General features: G+C 72.4%; 15 protein-coding genes and 1 riboswitch. Of the genes, 11 read left to right on the forward strand and 4 right to left on the reverse strand.

Annotation, left to right across the window (positions count from 1 at the left end):
- On the reverse strand, window positions 1-1,062 hold a 1,062-nt coding region (locus tag OFY01_RS06885), incomplete at its 3' end, for a glycosyltransferase family 4 protein (RefSeq protein WP_266597350.1).
- A 164-nt stretch (window positions 1,063-1,226) separates the two neighbouring features.
- On the opposite strand from OFY01_RS06885, the gene OFY01_RS06890 reads away from it, so the two are divergent.
- Complete coding sequence (locus tag OFY01_RS06890; protein WP_266597352.1) at window positions 1,227-1,889, forward strand: TetR family transcriptional regulator; 663 nt, start codon at window positions 1,227-1,229, stop codon at window positions 1,887-1,889.
- Window positions 1,890-1,945: 56 nt separating this feature from the next.
- Here the strand turns inward: OFY01_RS06890 and OFY01_RS06895 are convergent, their stop codons facing one another.
- Window positions 1,946-2,179, reverse strand: coding sequence for a ferredoxin (locus OFY01_RS06895; protein ID WP_266597354.1), 234 nt, complete (start codon window positions 2,177-2,179; stop codon window positions 1,946-1,948).
- Window positions 2,180-2,181: 2 nt separating this feature from the next.
- The gene (locus OFY01_RS06900) at window positions 2,182-3,639 is read right to left on the reverse strand and encodes an aldehyde dehydrogenase (protein WP_266597356.1); all 1,458 of its coding nucleotides are present in this window, start codon (window positions 3,637-3,639) and stop codon (window positions 2,182-2,184) included.
- Window positions 3,640-3,871: 232 nt separating this feature from the next.
- Here OFY01_RS06900 and OFY01_RS06905 point away from each other — a divergent pair, with 232 nt between their 5' ends.
- The 9 genes from OFY01_RS06905 to OFY01_RS06945 all read left to right on the forward strand — a co-directional run bounded on the left by OFY01_RS06905 (window position 3,872) and on the right by OFY01_RS06945 (window position 13,141).
- Window positions 3,872-4,930 (forward strand): MBL fold metallo-hydrolase, encoded by a 1,059-nt coding sequence (locus tag OFY01_RS06905; RefSeq protein WP_266597358.1) that lies wholly within the window; start codon window positions 3,872-3,874, stop codon window positions 4,928-4,930.
- A 116-nt stretch (window positions 4,931-5,046) separates the two neighbouring features.
- Window positions 5,047-5,304 carry a hypothetical protein gene (locus OFY01_RS06910; protein ID WP_266597360.1) on the forward strand — a complete coding sequence of 86 codons (258 nt, stop codon included), beginning with the start codon at window positions 5,047-5,049 and terminating at the stop codon, window positions 5,302-5,304.
- A 14-nt stretch (window positions 5,305-5,318) separates the two neighbouring features.
- On the forward strand, window positions 5,319-6,467 hold the full coding sequence (locus OFY01_RS06915; RefSeq protein WP_266597362.1) for a flotillin family protein: 1,149 nt from the start codon (window positions 5,319-5,321) through the stop codon (window positions 6,465-6,467).
- 201 nt (window positions 6,468-6,668) lie between these two features.
- A riboswitch (cobalamin riboswitch) is annotated at window positions 6,669-6,779 on the forward strand.
- Between the two features lie 94 nt (window positions 6,780-6,873).
- Window positions 6,874-8,142, forward strand: coding sequence for a prenyltransferase/squalene oxidase repeat-containing protein (locus OFY01_RS06920; protein WP_266597364.1), 1,269 nt, complete (start codon window positions 6,874-6,876; stop codon window positions 8,140-8,142).
- A complete protein-coding gene (locus OFY01_RS06925) occupies window positions 8,139-8,822 on the forward strand; it encodes an SCO2322 family protein (protein WP_266597366.1) in 684 nt (227 codons plus the stop codon). The genes OFY01_RS06920 and OFY01_RS06925 overlap by 4 nt, the downstream gene beginning before the upstream one ends.
- A complete protein-coding gene (locus tag OFY01_RS06930; protein WP_266597368.1) occupies window positions 8,822-9,958 on the forward strand; it encodes a CbiQ family ECF transporter T component in 1,137 nt (378 codons plus the stop codon). Before OFY01_RS06925 ends, OFY01_RS06930 begins: the two co-directional genes overlap by 1 nt.
- Window positions 9,955-11,631, forward strand: coding sequence for an ABC transporter ATP-binding protein (locus OFY01_RS06935; protein ID WP_266597370.1), 1,677 nt, complete (start codon window positions 9,955-9,957; stop codon window positions 11,629-11,631). The genes OFY01_RS06930 and OFY01_RS06935 overlap by 4 nt, the downstream gene beginning before the upstream one ends.
- Complete coding sequence (locus tag OFY01_RS06940) at window positions 11,628-12,470, forward strand: ECF transporter S component (protein ID WP_266597372.1); 843 nt, start codon at window positions 11,628-11,630, stop codon at window positions 12,468-12,470. The genes OFY01_RS06935 and OFY01_RS06940 overlap by 4 nt, the downstream gene beginning before the upstream one ends.
- 266 nt (window positions 12,471-12,736) lie before the next feature.
- Window positions 12,737-13,141, forward strand: a complete 405-nt coding sequence (locus OFY01_RS06945; protein WP_266597374.1) for an aggregation-promoting factor C-terminal-like domain-containing protein — start codon at window positions 12,737-12,739, stop codon at window positions 13,139-13,141.
- Between the two features lie 46 nt (window positions 13,142-13,187).
- Here OFY01_RS06945 and OFY01_RS06950 read toward each other — a convergent pair whose 3' ends face one another.
- The gene (locus tag OFY01_RS06950; protein WP_266597376.1) at window positions 13,188-14,357 is read right to left on the reverse strand and encodes a steroid 3-ketoacyl-CoA thiolase; all 1,170 of its coding nucleotides are present in this window, start codon (window positions 14,355-14,357) and stop codon (window positions 13,188-13,190) included.
- Between the two features lie 206 nt (window positions 14,358-14,563).
- On the opposite strand from OFY01_RS06950, the gene OFY01_RS06955 reads away from it, so the two are divergent.
- Window positions 14,564-15,814 (forward strand): cytochrome P450, encoded by a 1,251-nt coding sequence (locus OFY01_RS06955; protein WP_266597378.1) that lies wholly within the window; start codon window positions 14,564-14,566, stop codon window positions 15,812-15,814.
- Window positions 15,815-16,034 lie beyond the last annotated feature (220 nt).

Below are 16,034 nucleotides of genomic sequence, written 5' to 3' on the forward strand. Positions count from 1 at the left end.
CACCTCGGGGATGGCTCCGCCGGTCGTGGCGACGAGCGGGGTGCCGGTGGCCATGGCCTCGGCGGCGGGCAGCGAGAACCCTTCGTAGAGGGAGGGCACGCAGGCGATCTCGGCGGAGCGTACGAGGTCGACGAGTTCGCGGTCGCTGATGCCCTTGACGAACTCGACCGCGCCCTCCAGGCCGTACCGTTCGATGGCCTGGGCGACCGGGCCCTCCTCGGCGCGCTTGCCGACGACGACGAGGTGCGCGTCGGGGTGTTCGGCGCGGGCCTTGGCGAGCGCCTCGACGAGGAAGACGAGGCCCTTGAGCGGCACGTCGGCGCTTGAGGTGGTGACGATACGGCCGGGGATCCGGGCGACGGACGGGTCGGGTGAGAAGAGGTCGGTGTCGGCGCCGATGTGCACGACGCGGATGCGGTCGGGGCGCACGCCGAGGTGGTCGACGATCTCGTCGCGCGAGGTGCCGGAGACGGTGAGCACGGACGGCAGGCGGCGGGCGACGCGCTTCTGCATGCGCGTGAACGCGTACCAGCGCCGCACCGAAGCCCTCCGCTTCCAGCCGTCGGCGGCGTCGAGCTCCAGCTGCCGGTCGACGGTGATGGGGTGGTGGACGGTGGTGACGAGCGGCGCGCCGAGGGCGGCGGGGCCGCCGAGCAGCCCGTAGCCGAGGGTCTGGTTGTCGTGGACGACGTCGAACTCGCCGCGCCTGGCACGCAGGTGGCGGCGGGCGCGCAGGGAGAACGTCAGTGGCTCGGGGAACCCGCCGGTCCACATGGTGCCGACTTCGAGGGCGTCCACCCAGTCGCGGTACTCGTCGCGCTTCGGGGTGCGGAACGGGTCGGGGCTGCGGTACAGGTCGAGGCTGGGCAGTTCGGTGAGCGTGAGCCTGTCGAGGCCCGGCCCCTCGTCGAGGACGGGGTACGGCTGGGCGCCGATCACCTCCACCCGGTGCCCGAGCCGGGCCAGCTCGCGCGAGAGGTGCCGTACGTACACTCCTTGGCCACCGCAGAACGGGTTGCCCTTGTACGTGAGGAGAGCGATGCGCAACGACTCCGCGGTCACTCCAGGCCACCCTTCTCCCTGCTTGCCCGTGGACACTACGTGGGGACGCTAATCTAGAACAAGTTTCAGACTTGATCGTTCAAGGAGCACCGAATCTACCGGCAGGTAGCCAAGCTGTGACAGGCGCGGCAGGTGATTCACGCCACGGCAACGGAAGCGAAACGATGACAGTTCCCGACGCGAGACCGGCCGCGAGGAGCGGCGCTCCGGCGCTCACCGAGCGGCAGGAGGCGCGCCGCCGCCGGATCCTGCACACCAGCGCCCGGCTCGCGGCGCGCGGCGGCTTCGACGCCGTGCAGATGCGGGAGGTCGCAGAGTCCTCACAGGTGGCCCTCGGCACGCTGTACCGGTACTTCCCCAGCAAGGTGCATCTGCTGGTCGCCACCATGCAGGACCAGCTGGAGCGCATGCACGGCACCCTGCGCAAGCGCCCGCCGTCGTCGGACCGGCCCGCCGAGCGGGTCGCCCAGACGCTGATGCGCGCCTTCCGGGCCCTTCAGCGCGAGCCGCACCTGGCCGACGCGATGGTGCGTGCCCTGACGTTCGCCGACCGCAGCGTCAGCCCCGAGGTCGACCAGGTCTCGCGCCAGACGACGGCGATCATCCTGGACGCGATGGGGCTCGACGCCCCGACCCCCGAGCAGCTCTCGGCGGTCCGGGTCATCGAGCACACCTGGCACTCGGCGCTGATCACGTGGCTCTCGGGCCGCGCGTCGATCGCCCAGGTGAAGATCGACATCGAGACGGTGTGCCGTCTGATCGAGGTGACCGCCCCCGGCGCCGAGCACGCCGAGCACGCCGAGCACCAAGAGCGCGACACCGTGTAGCCGTACGGCTGTCCGGTGACCGCGTCTCGTCACTTCCGCGCCGTCATGCTCCGCCGTCACTCCTCCGGAGGGAAGACCGCCTCGCCGCTCCCGGCCAGGGTCACCGCGATCGCCTCGACGGGGCAGCCTTCCGCCGCCGCGAGAACCGGCTCCTTGGCGTCCACGTCCGCTTCCACGGGGCGTGACTGGCGCGCCGAGTCGAGCCGGAACGCGGCGGGCGCGGTGTTGACGCACATGCCGGAGCCGATGCACACGCCCCGGTCGACCTCCACATGCCAGCGGTCGCCCATGCTCAGCCCTCCCAACCGGCGGGCAGGTGGATCATCTTGTGCTCGAAGTACTCGCCGTACCCCTCGGGGCCGAACTCCCGCCCCAGACCGGAGTTCTTGTAGCCGCCGAAGGGGCCGAGCATGTCGAGGCTGAAGGTGTTCACGCTGTACGTGCCCGTGCGCACCTGCCGCGCGATGCCGATGCCGCGCTCGGTGTCGGCGGTCCAGACGCTGCCGCTGAGCCCGTACTCGGAGTCGTTGGCGATCCGCACGGCCTCGGCATCGTCGCCGTACGGGAGCAGGCAGATGACCGGGCCGAAGATCTCCTCGCGCGCGATGCGCATCGAGTTGTCGACGTCGCCGAAGAGGGTCGGCTCGACGTACCAGCCACGCTCGAAGCCCTTCGGGACGCCGCCGCCGGTGAGGAGCTTGGCGCCCTCCTGCTGACCGACGCGGATGTAGTCGAGGGAGCGCCGCTGCTGCCGCTCGGCGACCAGCGGGCCGAGTTCGGTGGCCGGGTCGAGCGGGTCGCCGATCTTGAGGGCGCTCGCGGCCGCCGCGAAGGCGTCGGCGAACTCGTCGTAGCGCGAGCGCGGTACGAGGATGCGGGTCTGCGCGACGCACGCCTGGCCGTTGATCATCCAGGCGAAGGGGGCGATCCCCGCGACCGCCGCGGCGGCGTCCGCGTCCTCCAGGACGATCGCGGCCGACTTGCCGCCGAGTTCGAGGGTGACGCGGGTGAGGTTGCGCGCGGCGACCTCCATGACGCGCTTGCCCGCGCCGACCGAACCGGTGAAGGAGACCTTGTCGACGCCGGGGTGGGCGACCAGGTACTCGCTGACCTCGCGGTCGGCCGGTATGACGGAGAGCACCCCCTGGGGCAGTCCGGCCTCGGCGGCGATCTCGGCGAGCAGATAGGCGTCCAGCGGGGTCTCGGGCGAGGTCTTGAGGATCACCGGGTTCCCGGCGAGCAACGCGGGCGCGAGCTTGGCCGCGGCGGTGAACTGCGGGACGTTCCACGGGACGACGGCCGCGACCACGCCGACGGGCTCGCGCCGCACCAGCAGCGGGCCGAGCGCGCCGCCCCTGGTCTCCTCGTACGTGAAGCCGCGGGCGACGGTGATCGCGCAGTCCCAGACCATCATCGCGGCGAGGGCCTGCACCATGACGCCCGCGGTGTACGGGGTGCCGTTCTCGCTGCTGATGACGCGGGCGATCTCCTCGTGCCGGAGTGCGAACGCGTCCTTGATCCTCGTGACGACCTCGATGCGCTCGTCCAGGGTCATGCGTGGCCAGGGCCCCTCGTCGAAGGCGCGGCGCGCGGCGGCGACGGCGCGGTCGACGTCGGCGGGCGCGGCGTGCGGGACCCGGCCGAAGACCTCGCCGGTGTGCGGGGAGACCACCTCGATGACGTCCTTGCCGAGGGGATCGGTCAGTTCCCCGCCGATGAACAGCTGTCGGTGTTCCACGAGCTCGGTCATGGCGACTTCCGCTTCCGTGACGGTTCCGATGTCTTCCGAATGCCTTACGAAATGGCTTGCGCCGTATCTGACGGTGTTTCAGAACTGATACCAGTTCCACTCGGCATACGGAAGACGGAGGGGCGAGGCGCGCGGCCGGGACCGGTCGTCCCGGGCAACCAATGAAACCAGTTCTACAAGTTCCCTTACAGTGGCTGGAGTTCGATGTGGCGGACGGCGAGAGGCGGGGCTCATGGCGGCGCGCACGACGCGGGTGACCGATCACGGTTCGGGCGTGTGGAGCATCCCCGTCCCGATCCCGGACAACCCGCTGGGCCACACCCTCGTCTACGTCCTGGACACCGACGCCGGACCGGTTCTCGTGGACACCGGCTGGGACGACCCGGGCTCCTGGTCCGCCCTCACCACCGGCCTGACCGCGTGCGGTACGTCGGTGGGCGAGCTGACCGGGGTGCTCGTCACCCACCACCACCCCGACCACCACGGCCTGTCGGCGCGGGTGCGGGAGGCGTCCGGCGCGTGGATCGCCATGCACGAGGCCGACATCGCGGTGGTGCGCAGGACCCGCGAGCAGGACCCGTCGCGCTGGTACGCGTACCTGGCGGCCAAGCTCACCGCGGCCGGGGCGCCCGAGGCGCATGTGGCACCGCTGATCGCCGCCCGCGACTCGGGCCGCCCGCGCGGCCTGCCCGGCCTGGCCCCCGCGCTGCCCGACCGGCCCATCGTCCCCGGCGACCTGCTCGACCTGCCGGGGCGGCGGCTGCGCGCGGTGTGGACGCCGGGCCACACCCCGGGCCACGTCTGCCTGCATCTGGACGAGGCGCATCCGGCCGGGCTCGCGGGCCGCGGGCGGCTCTTCTCCGGCGACCACGTGCTGCCGGGGATCTCCCCGCACATCGGCCTGTACGAGGACCCGTCGGCCCAGGACGCGGGGGCCACCGACCCCCTCGGCGACTACCTCGACTCGCTGGAGCGGATCGCCCGCCTGGCCCCCGCCGAAGTACTCCCCGCCCACCAGCACGCCTTCACCGACGCCCCCGGCCGCGTACGGGAACTGCTCGACCACCACGAGGCGCGGCTGACCGGCCTGCTCGGCCTCCTGGCCGTCCCGCTCACACCCTGGGAGCTGGCCGAGCGGATGGAGTGGAACCGGCCCTGGGACGAGATCCCGTACGGCTCCCGGACCATCGCCGTGTCGGAGGCCGAGGCGCACCTGAGGCGCCTGGTGAAGCTGGGCCGGGCCGAGGCGGTGGCCGGGCTCGATCCCGTGACCTATGTGGCGGCCGGGTGAGCGGGGGCGCGTGAGAGGGATCTTTGCCGCACCCGCCTTGGTGCGGATGCCCTGGCAGGCGTATCTTCTGGCCATCAAGAGCTCGCTGAGCTGGACCGACAAGGGGGCGGCCGCCGATGACGCCGGACGAGGCTGTGGTCGGCTGCACGGGGAAACTGACGATCGGCACCCGCGGGGCCGGTGGTCCGGGTGAAGTGCTGGTGCGGGTGAGAGGCGGGACCGAGACCTTCCTCGCGTACTCCGACGAACCTCTCGCGCGCGGCGAGACCGTCCTGGTCATCGAGTCGCGCGGCAGCCGACAGGTGGCCGTCATGGCCTGGCACGACCCACTGCTGGACCCGCCGGAAGGCGGCGACGGCGGCTTTGCCCACTGAGGAGACGTACAAGGATGTTCGGATATCGCGTTCCCGCACCCGACGAGGCGATGCTGATCTCGGGCGGCAGGCGGGGACTTGGGGGAGCGCCGTTCCGCGTCGTCACCGGACACGGGAAGTTCGTGCTTCCCGTCTTCCGCAAGACCCGCTTCCTGTCGCTCGCGATGAGCGAGGCGGAAGTCGTCGAGAAGTGCGTGACCAGGCAGGGCATCGCCCTGACCGTGCGCGCCGTCATCGCGTTCAAGGTCGGCAACGACCACGAGTCGATCGTCAACGCCGGGCAGCGGTTCCTCTCCGACCAGGAGCAGATGTCGGTGCTGACCGGGCGGATCTTCGCCGGTCACCTGCGGTCCATCATCGGCTCGATGACCGTCGAGGAGATCGTCACCGAGCGGCAGAAGCTGGCCACCGAGGTGCTCGACACGTCGAAGGCCGAGATGGCGAAGATCGGCCTGCACGTCGACTCGCTGCAGATCCAGTCGATCGACGACGGTGACACCGGCTACATCGAGGCGATGTCGCGGCCGCACAAGGCCAATATCCAGCGGGCCGCGCAGGTCGCGCAGGCCGCGGCCACGCAGGCATCCGCGGAGGCCGAGCAGGCGGCGGCCCGCAAGCAGGCCGAGTTCGCGCGGCAGACCGCGATCGTGCAGGCCGAGTACGACGCCGAGGTCGACCGGGCCAAGGCCCAGGCCGACCAGGCGGGGCCGCTGGCGCTCGCCCACGCCCAGCAGGAAGTGCTCATCGCGCAGACCGAGCTGGCGATCAAGCAGAGCGAGCTGCGCGAACAGGAGCTGGCGTCCGAGGTCGTCAAGCCGGCCCAGGCCGAGGCCGAGCGGATCCGGGTCCTCGCGCTCGCCGAGGCCGAGCGGATGAAGATCCAGGCCGAGGCGGCCGCCTCGCACGACCGGGTGGCGCTGGAGCGCATGCTCATCGATCAGCTGCCGCAGATCGTGAAGGAGGCGGCGGGCGGCCTCGCCGGGGCCAACGTGAACGTGCTCAACGGGGCGGACGGCCTCGGCGAGATCGCGGCCGGGCTCGTCGGGCAGGGGCTGACGATTCTCGACTCGGTCAGGAAGAACCTCGGCGGCGAAGGGGCCGGGGACGGCGGCGCCACGGGCAAGAGCGGTGGGGCGGAGGTCGAGCGGTACGAGGTGCGGTAGGCGGGGTGGTGGTCGCGGCCTCGGTTCCGGTTTCGGTTCCGGTTCCGCGCCTTCGCCGTGAGGGCCGAGTCTCGTTCCGCACCTTCGCCGTGAGGGCCGAGTCTCGTTCCGCGCCTTCGCCGTAAGGGCTGAGTCTCGTCGGCGGGCGCGGGTGACCTGTGGCTTGTCGCGCGGTTCCCCGCGCCCCTGGTGATGTCGGCCGACCGGTACAGTGGGCTCGTCGTCAGTACGTACGTACGAGGGGAAGCCGGTGCGAATCCGGCGCTGACCCGCAGCCGTACAGCCGGAATGCCTCGTGCGTACTTGCTCGGCTCAGGACCGTCGAGGCTTACGGAGCCGGAGCCGCCCGGTGCCCACGTGTGCCGTGCCGTCCGGCTCCCCCGCAGGGAGAGGCACCCGCCGCACCATGACCATTCGCCGCAGCGCCGCGCTCGTCGCCGCGACCGTCGTGATCGGTGCCGTCGCGGCGCCCGTCGCGGCCGCGGACTCCGCCTCCCCGTCCCCCAAGACCGTCCTGCCGTCCGGTCTGTACGGCACGGCCGACCCCACCTACGACGGGGTGTGGCGGCAGTCGCTGGCGCTCGTCGCGCAGGAGACGGTCGGCGTCACGCCCGCGGCGAAGGCCGTGGACTGGCTCGCCGGACAGCAGTGCGCGAACGGCGGCTTCGCGCCGTTTCGCACCGATCCGGGCACGGAGTGCACCGCGAAGACGCTGGAGGACCAGGACAGCAACAGCACCGCCGCTGCTGTCCAGGCCCTCGCCGCCGCGGGCGGCCGGAGCGGCGAGGTCGCCCGGGGCGTCGACTGGCTGCGCAAGAAGCAGAACGCCGACGGCGGCTGGGGTTTCAAGCCGGGCGGGGCCAGCGACGCCAACTCGACGTCCGTGGTGGTCGGCGCGCTCGTCGCCGCCGGTCAGAAGCCGGACGCCGTGAAGTCGGATCTCGGCAAGTCGGCGTACGACGCGCTCCGCGCGCTCGCGCTGCCCTGCTCCGGCACCGAGGGAGGCGGCTTCGCCTACCAGCCCGACAAGAGCGGCAAGCTCACCGCCAACGACGACGCCACGGCCGCCGCCGTGCTCGGCACGCTCGGCACCGGCTTCGCGCCCGGCAAGGGCAAGGCCCCCGACACGTACACCTGCCAGGGGGTGAAGGGCGACGCCGAGAAGAGCGGCGCGGCGCCCGGCACGCTCGCGCACAACGGCGCCGTCCGCCTGCGGAACCAGCTGGCCGCCCACCTGTACCTGAAGTCGCAGCTCGCCGGGGCCACGGACAAGCCCGACTACGGCAACACCGCCGACGCGGTCACCGCCGTCGCGGCCGCCGAGGGGACCAAGTACACCAAGGATCCGTACAGCTGGCTGGAGGACAACGCCAAGGACTGGGCCGCTCAGTCCGGCCCCGCCGCCTACGCCCAGCTGATCTTCGCCGCGCACGCGACGGGCAACGACCCCCGCGACTTCGGCGGCACCGACCTGGTGAGCGCCCTGGACAAGACGGGGCCCGCTCCGGAGAAGACCTCCGGCGCCAAGAGCGGCGACGCGCGGAACAAGAAGGACGACAGCAAGGACAAGAGCAGCGGCGGCGGGCTCGGGAACTGGTGGATCTTCGGCGTCGTGTTCGTCGCGGCGGCCGGCGCCGGGGTGCTGCTCAGCGGCCGCAGGAAGAACCAGCTGTGAAGCTCTCCCACGGCGGGCCGCGACGGCTCGGCCTCGGTCTCCTCGGCGTGCTCGTCCTCCTGCTCGGCGGCGCCGCGGTCGCGCCCGCGCAGGCCGCCACCGGCTACCGGTACTGGTCGTTCTGGGAGCGCGACGGCGGCTCGTGGTCGTACGCGACGCAGGGCCCGTCCACCGCGCGGCCGTCCGACGGCGACGTGCAGGGCTTCCGGTTCGCGGTGAGCGAGGACTCCAAGGACGCCACGCGCCCGCGCGGCACCGCGGACTTCGACCGGATCTGCGCCGCCACGCCCGCCCGGGACGGCACGAAACGCGTCGCGCTCGTCATCGACTTCGGCACCGCGCAGGACGCGCCGGGCGGCGAACGCCCGCCGAAACCGCGCACCGCGTGCGCGCGGGTGGCCGACGACGCGACCAGCGCCGAGGCGCTCGCCGCCGTCGCCAAGCCGCTGCGCTACAACAGCGCCGCACTGCTGTGCGCCATCGCCGACTATCCGCGCGCGGGCTGCGGCGAGCAGGTGAGCGCTCACGCCGTCCCGACCACCGACGCCACCAGCACCCCCGCCACCTCCGCCTCCCGGTCGCACTCGTCCGGGCCTTCCGTCGGTGTGCTCGCCGGTGTCGCACTCGTGGCGGCGCTCGGCGTGGCGGCGATCTGGCAGGCCCGGCGGCGCCGCGGCTGATGCGCACCGGCCGTACCTGGCGGGCCCCCGTGGCCCACCGCTCCAACTCCCTGCACCCGGGCGCCTGGTGGACATGGGCTCTCGGCCTCGCCGCGGCCGCGTCCCGGACCACGAACCCGCTGCTGCTCGCGCTGCTCGTCGGGGTGGCCGGGTACGTGGTGGCGGCCCGGCGGACCGAGGCGCCGTGGGCGCGTTCCTACGGGGCGTTCGTCAAGCTCGGTCTGGCGGTGGTCGGCATCCGGCTCTTCTTCGCGGTCGCCCTCGGTTCGCCGATCCCGGGTACGCACGTCCTGGTCACGCTGCCCCAGGTACCGCTTCCCGCGTGGGCGCAAGGGGTGCGGATCGGCGGCCGGGTGACGGCGGAGGGACTGCTGTTCGCGCTGTACGACGGCCTCAGACTCGCCACGCTGCTGATCTGCGTCGGCGCCGCGAACGCCCTCGCCTCCCCGTCGCGGCTGCTCAAGTCACTGCCGGGAGCACTGTACGAGGCCGGGGTCGCGGTCGTCGTCGCGATGACGTTCGCGCCGAACCTGGTCGCCGATGTGCGCAGGCTGCGCGCGGCACGTCGGCTGCGGGGCCGCCCCGACCGGGGGCTGCGGGGCCTGTTGCAGGTGGGCCTCCCGGTCCTGGAGGGGGCGTTGGAACGCTCGGTGGCGCTGGCCGCCGCGATGGACGCACGCGGCTACGGCCGCACCGCCCAGGTGCCGCCCGCCGTCCGCCGTGCCACGGCCGCGCTGACGCTGGGCGGCCTGGTCGGCATGTGCGCGGGAACGTACGGGCTGCTCGCCGCGTCGGGCGCGGGCTACGGCCTTCCGGTGCTGCTCGCCGGGGTGGTGGCGGCGCTGGCCGGGCTGTGGCTCGGAGGCCGGCGCACGGTGCGGACCCGGTACCGGCCCGACGTGTGGGGGGTGCGGGCCTGGCTCGTCGCGGCGTCGGGCGCGGCGGCCGCGGCCGTGGTGATCGTCGGCGCGGCCCGTGACCCGGCCGCGCTCCAGCCGTCCGTGGTGCCGCCGGTCGCGCCCGCGCTGCCGGTGTGGCCCGCGGCCGGGGTGCTGCTCGGGCTGCTCCCCGCGATCGTGGCGCCGGTGCCGGAACCGACGGCCGGACGGGAGAGCGAGGAGGGACTGTCGGCGTGATCCGTTTCGAGGACGTCTGTGTGACATACCAGGACGCCGAGGGACGTCCGACCCTCAACGGCATAGAACTGACCGTGCCCGAGGGTGAGTTGATGCTGCTCGCCGGGCCGTCGGGGGTCGGCAAGTCGACCCTGCTCGCCGCCGTGAGCGGCCTGGTGCCGCACTTCACCGGCGGCACGCTCACCGGCAGGGTCACGGTGGCGGGCCGCGACACGCGTACGCACCGGCCCCGCGAACTGGCCGACGTCGTCGGCACGGTCGGGCAGGACCCGCTGGCCCACTTCGTCACCGACACGGTGGAGGACGAACTCGCGTACGGCATGGAGTCCCTCGGCCTGCCCGCGACCGTGATGCGCCGCCGCGTCGAGGAGACCCTCGACCTGCTCGGCCTGGCCGCCCTGCGTGACCGCCCCATAGCCACGCTCTCCGGCGGCCAGCGCCAGCGTGTCGCGATCGGTTCCGTCCTGACCCCGCACCCCCGGGTCCTGGTCCTGGACGAGCCGACCTCGGCCCTGGACCCGGCGGCGGCGGAAGAGGTCCTCTCGGTGCTGCAACGCCTCGTCCACGACCTGGGCACGACGGTCCTCATGGCGGAACACCGCCTTGAGCGGGTGATCCAGTACGCGGACCGGGTGGCGCTGCTGCCGGGCGCCGGACAGCCGCTGGTGGTCGGCTCGCCGGCGGAGGTGATGGCGATGTCCCCGGTGTACCCGCCGGTGGTGGGCCTGGGCCGGTTGGCGGGCTGGAGCCCGTTGCCGCTGACGGTGCGCGACGCGCGGCGTGCGGCGGCCGACCTGCGAGACCGGCTGGGCGACAAGAGGCGCGGGGCTGTGTCGACCAGCGGCTCCGCCGCGGCGCGCGATCAACCACGACGGAGCCGCACCCGGCGACGGCGGGAAGCCCCCGAGCCGGTTTCCGTCCCACCCCTGGCCGAGACCGACAACCTGGCCGTACGCCGAGGCCGCAGGGAAGCCGTCCGCCGGATATCCACGACGTTCCGCCCCGGCGAGGTCGTCGCCCTGATGGGCCGCAACGGCGCCGGAAAGTCCACGCTCCTCGCCACCCTCGTGGGCACCCTCAGACCCCACACCGGCACGGTGACCGTGGGCGGAGCCGCGCCCCACCGCCTCTCCCCGCGGGACGCGCTGCGCAAGGTCGGCCTGGTCCCGCAGGACCCGCGCGACCTGCTGTGCGCGGACACGGTGGGAGCGGAGTGCACCGCGGCGGACCGGGACGCGGCCGCCCCGTCCGGCACCTGCCGCGCCCTGCTCGCCGCCCTCCTCCCCGGCATCGCCGACGACACGCACCCCAGGGACCTGTCGGAGGGCCAGCGCCTCACGCTGGTCCTCGCGATCGTCCTCACCGCGGCCCCGCCGCTGCTCCTGCTCGACGAACCGACCCGCGGCCTCGACTACGCGGCCAAGGCCCGCCTGGTCACGGTCCTGCGCGACCTGGCGGACCGCGGCCACGCCATCGTGATGGCCACGCACGACGTGGAGCTGGCGGCCGAGCTGACCCACCGCGTGGTGATCCTGGCGGACGGCGAGATCGTCGCGGACGGCCCGACCCCGGAGATCGTCACGGCGTCGCCGTCCTTCGCCCCGCAGGTGGCCAAGGTGCTCGCCCCGCAGCAGTGGCTCACAGTGTCGCAGGTGCGGGAGGCCCTGGCATGACGGCACCGACGGGCACGGGCCACGTACGACAGGCCCGCGCCGTCCGGCTCGGCCCCCGCTCGACGGCGGCCCTGACCCTGGTCAGCGCCATCGGCGTCGCCGCCTTCTGCTGGCCGCTGATCACGGGCCCCGGCTCCCAGGTCAGCGCCCACGCCCAGGACGCGCCCTGGCTGTTCGCGGCGCTGCTCGTCCTCCTGGTCGCCGTGGTCGCGGCCACGATCTCGGAGTCGGGCCTGGGCCCGAAGGCCGTGGCGATGCTCGGTGTGCTGGCCGCTGCGGGCGCGGCGCTGCGCCCGATCGGCGCGGGCACGGCCGGGATCGAGCCGATGTTCTTCCTGATGGTGCTGAGCGGCCGGGTTCTCGGGCCGGGCTTCGGCTTCGTACTCGGCTCTCTGAGCATGTTCGCGTCCGCCCTGCTCACCGGCGGGGTGGGCCCGTGGATGCCGTTCCAGATGCTCGCCATGGGGTGGTTCTCGATGGGGGCGGGGCTGCTGCCGGGCGCGGAGAGGCTGCGCGGGCGGGCCGAGCTGGGGCTGCTCGCCGTGTATGGGTTCTGCGCCGCGTTCGCGTACGGCACGGTCATGAATCTGTCGGGCTGGCCGTTCCTGAACGCGCTGGCCTCGTCCGTCGCGTATCAGCCGGGCGCCTCGCTCCACGACAACCTGGCCCGTTTCCTCGCGTACTGCCTGGCCACGTCGCTCGGCTGGGACCTGGGCCGGGCCGCGCTGACCGTGGTGCTGACACTGTCCGTCGGCGGGGCGGTGCTCAGGGCGCTGCGGCGGGCGACGCGACGGGCCGCGTTCGAGGCCCAGGTCACATTCGAGGGCCCGCGCTCGTGAGGCGCCCCACATGACCAAGGTCACTTACTAAACACCATCGTAGTATACGAATTCGGACATAAGGGTTATCGCACCCCTTCTGACCTGCGGATTGAGACCCACGACACAAAAGGGACATTAGCCGCAGGTGCGACTTCCACTAGTAAAGGCGCTTATTGCATTCACCCATCGGTGTTGTTTCTCTGGAGCAGTCGCACGGCGCCGAGAGCCCCGCAAGGGCCCGGCGCCGACGCACGCCCCGCGTCCCCCACGGAAGGTCCCTCGTTTTGTCCGCCACGCTCCTCCGCCGGATCGCCACCCCCAAGAAGCTCGTCGCCGGTGCCGTCGCCACCGCCGCCGCGGCCACCTTGGCCGTCACCGTCGCTCCGGCCCAGGCCGCGCCCACCTCCGCCAAGGCGATCGCCCAGCAGAAGATCGGGAACTCCAAGCAGTTCCAGTGCTTCGACAACATCGTCTCCCGCGAGAGCGGCTGGAACCCGAGCGCGACCAACGCGTCCACCGGCGCCTACGGCCTGGTGCAGGCGCTGCCCGCCAACAAGATGGCGTCCGCCGGTTCCGACTGGAAGACGAACCCCGCCACGCAGATCAAGTGGGGCATCAACTACATGAACGAGCGCTACGGCAGCGCCTGCGGCGCCTGGGCGCACTGGCAGGCCAACGGCTGGTACTGACCGGTCCGGCACGGGGCGGCACCACGACGGTGCCGCCCCTTCGCGCTCACAGGCGCTGAATGATCGTGCCGGTCGCCAGCGCGCCGCCCGCGCACATCGTGATCAGGGCGAACTCCTTGTCCCCGCGTTCCAGCTCGTGCAGGGCCGTCGTGATCAGACGGGTGCCCGTCGCGCCCACCGGGTGGCCGAGGGCGATCGCGCCACCGTTGACGTTCACCTTCTCCAGGTCCTGCTCGAAGACCTTCGCCCAGCTGAGCACCACCGACGCGAACGCCTCGTTGATCTCCACGATGTCGATGTCGCCGAGCGACATCCCGGCCTTGCCGAGCACCGCGCGCGTCGCGTCGACCGGCCCGTCCAGGTGGTAGTGCGGGTCGGCCCCGACCAGCGCCTGGGCGACGATCCGGGCGCGCGGCCTGAGCCGCAGCGCCCGTGCCATCCGCTTCGACGCCCACATGACGGCCGCCGCCCCGTCCGATATCTGCGAGGAGTTGCCGGCCGTGTGGACGGCGGTGGGCATGACGGGCTTGAGCCCCGCCAGGGCCTCCATCGTCGTGTCGCGCAGGCCCTCGTCCCGGTCGACCAGGCGCCACATGCCCTGCCCGGCCGCCTGCTCCTCCTCGGTCGTCGGCACCTGCACGGCGAACGTCTCACGCTTGAAGCGCTCCTCGGCCCAGGCGATCGCCGCCCGCTCCTGGGAGATGAGGCCGAGCGAGTCGACGTTCTCGCGGGTCAGCTCACGGCGGCGCGCGATGCGCTCGGCCGCCTCGAACTGGTTGGGCAGGTCCACGTTCCACTCGTCCGGGAACGGCTTGCCGGGGCCGTGCCTGGAGCCCGAGCCGAGCGGCACCCTGGACATGGCCTCCACACCGCAGCTGATGCCGACGTCGATGACGCCCGCCGCGATCATGTTGGCGGTCATGTGGGAGGCCTGCTGCGAGGAGCCGCACTGGCAGTCGACCGTCGTGGCGGCCGTCTCGTAGGGCAGCCCCATGGTCAGCCAGGCGGTGCGCGCCGGGTTCATGGACTGCTCGCCCGCGTGCGTGACGGTGCCGCCGACGATCTGCTCGACGCAGTCCGCCTGGATGCCGGTGCGACCGAGGAGCTCGCGGTAGGTCTCGCCCAGGAGATACGCGGGATGGAGATTGGCCAGCGCGCCGCCGCGCTTGCCGATCGGCGTACGGACGGCTTCGACGATGACGGGCTCCGCTGCCATACCAACCTCGCCTCTCACACGGAAACCGGGCAGAAAGCAGAAACTAGAACGCGTACCAGTTCTACGTGCAGTCTCCGTGCGCTTACCCCGGGTACGCAAGGGTCGTGCACGCACGGGCCTTGCCACTTCCAGAACCTGTTACTACCTTTCGAGCCAGAACTGACGGTACGTCAGAACGGGCGTCAGACCACAACGGGAGTGACCTCATGCCGTGCCCCGCACTGCCCGACGGGTTCGACTTCACCGACCCCGACCTGCTCCAGGACCGCGTCCCCTACCCGGAGTTCGCCCAGCTGCGCCAGGCCGAGCCGGTCCGCTGGATCGCGCAGGAGCGCGGCGTCTCCGGCTTCGACGACGCCGGCTACTGGGCCGTGACCCGGCACGCTGACGTCAAATACGTGTCCACCCACCCGGAGCTGTACTCCTCCAACGTGAACACCGCCGTCATCCGCTTCAACTCCTCGATCCAGCGCGACCAGATCGAGATCCAGAAGCTGATCATGCTGAACATGGACCCGCCCGAGCACACCCGTGTCCGCCAGATCGTGCAGCGCGGCTTCACACCCCGCGCCATCCGCTCCCTGGAGGACGCGCTGCGCCGCCGGGCCACCGCCATCGTCGCCGAGGCGCGCGAGAAGGCGGCCGCCGAGGGGTCGTTCGACTTCGTCACCGACGTCGCCGTCGAACTGCCGCTCCAGGCCATCGCCGAACTCATCGGCATCGCGCAGGGCGACCGCGCCCGCGTCTTCGACTGGTCCAACAAGATGGTGGCCTACGACGACCCGGAGTACGCGATCACCGAGGAGGTCGGCGCCGAGGCGGCCATGGAGATCATCGGCTACGCGATGAACCTCGCCGCCGAGCGCAAGCGGTGCCCGGCCCAGGACATCGTCAGCAGGCTGGTCGCCGCCGAGGACGAGGGCAACCTCTCCTCCGACGAGTTCGGCTTCTTCGTGATCCTGCTCGCGGTCGCAGGCAACGAGACGACCCGTAACGCCATCACCCACGGCATGCACGCCTTCCTGACCCACCCGGACCAGTGGGAGCTCTACAAACGGGAGCGGCCCGGCACCACCGCCGAGGAGATCGTCCGCTGGGCCACGCCCGTCGTCTCCTTCCAGCGCACCGCCACGCAGGACACGGAACTCGGCGGGCAGAAGATCAGGGCGGGCGACCGCGTCGGCCTGTTCTACTCCTCCGCCAACCACGACCCGGAGGTCTTCGCCGACCCCGACACCTTCGACATCACCCGCGACCCCAACCCGCACCTCGGCTTCGGCGGCGGCGGCCCGCACTACTGCCTCGGCAAGTCCCTCGCCGTCCTGGAGATCGACCTGATGTTCAACGCCCTCGCCGACGCACTGCCCGACCTGCGGCTCGCCGGAGACCCCAGGCGGCTGCGCGCGGCCTGGCTCAACGGCATCAAGGAGCTCCAGGTGAGCCCGGTGACCCCGTGACCCCGTGACCCGGTGACCCGGTGACCCGGTGACCCGGTGACGGGGTGACCGGGTGGGCGCCCGGCCGGATTCGCGCGCCCGGCGTCTACCGCGTCGGGTCGGGCTGGGGCGCGTCGCCCACGCCGTCCCGGGCGTCCGGCACCGGTTGCCCCGCGCGATGAGGCGGCCCTCCCCCTGAGGGCGCGCGGTCCAGCGCCGCTCCCAGATCGGAAGAGCGTCG

The organism is Streptomyces beihaiensis (genome assembly GCF_026274175.1).
GTDB lineage: Bacteria > Actinomycetota > Actinomycetes > Streptomycetales > Streptomycetaceae > Streptomyces > Streptomyces beihaiensis.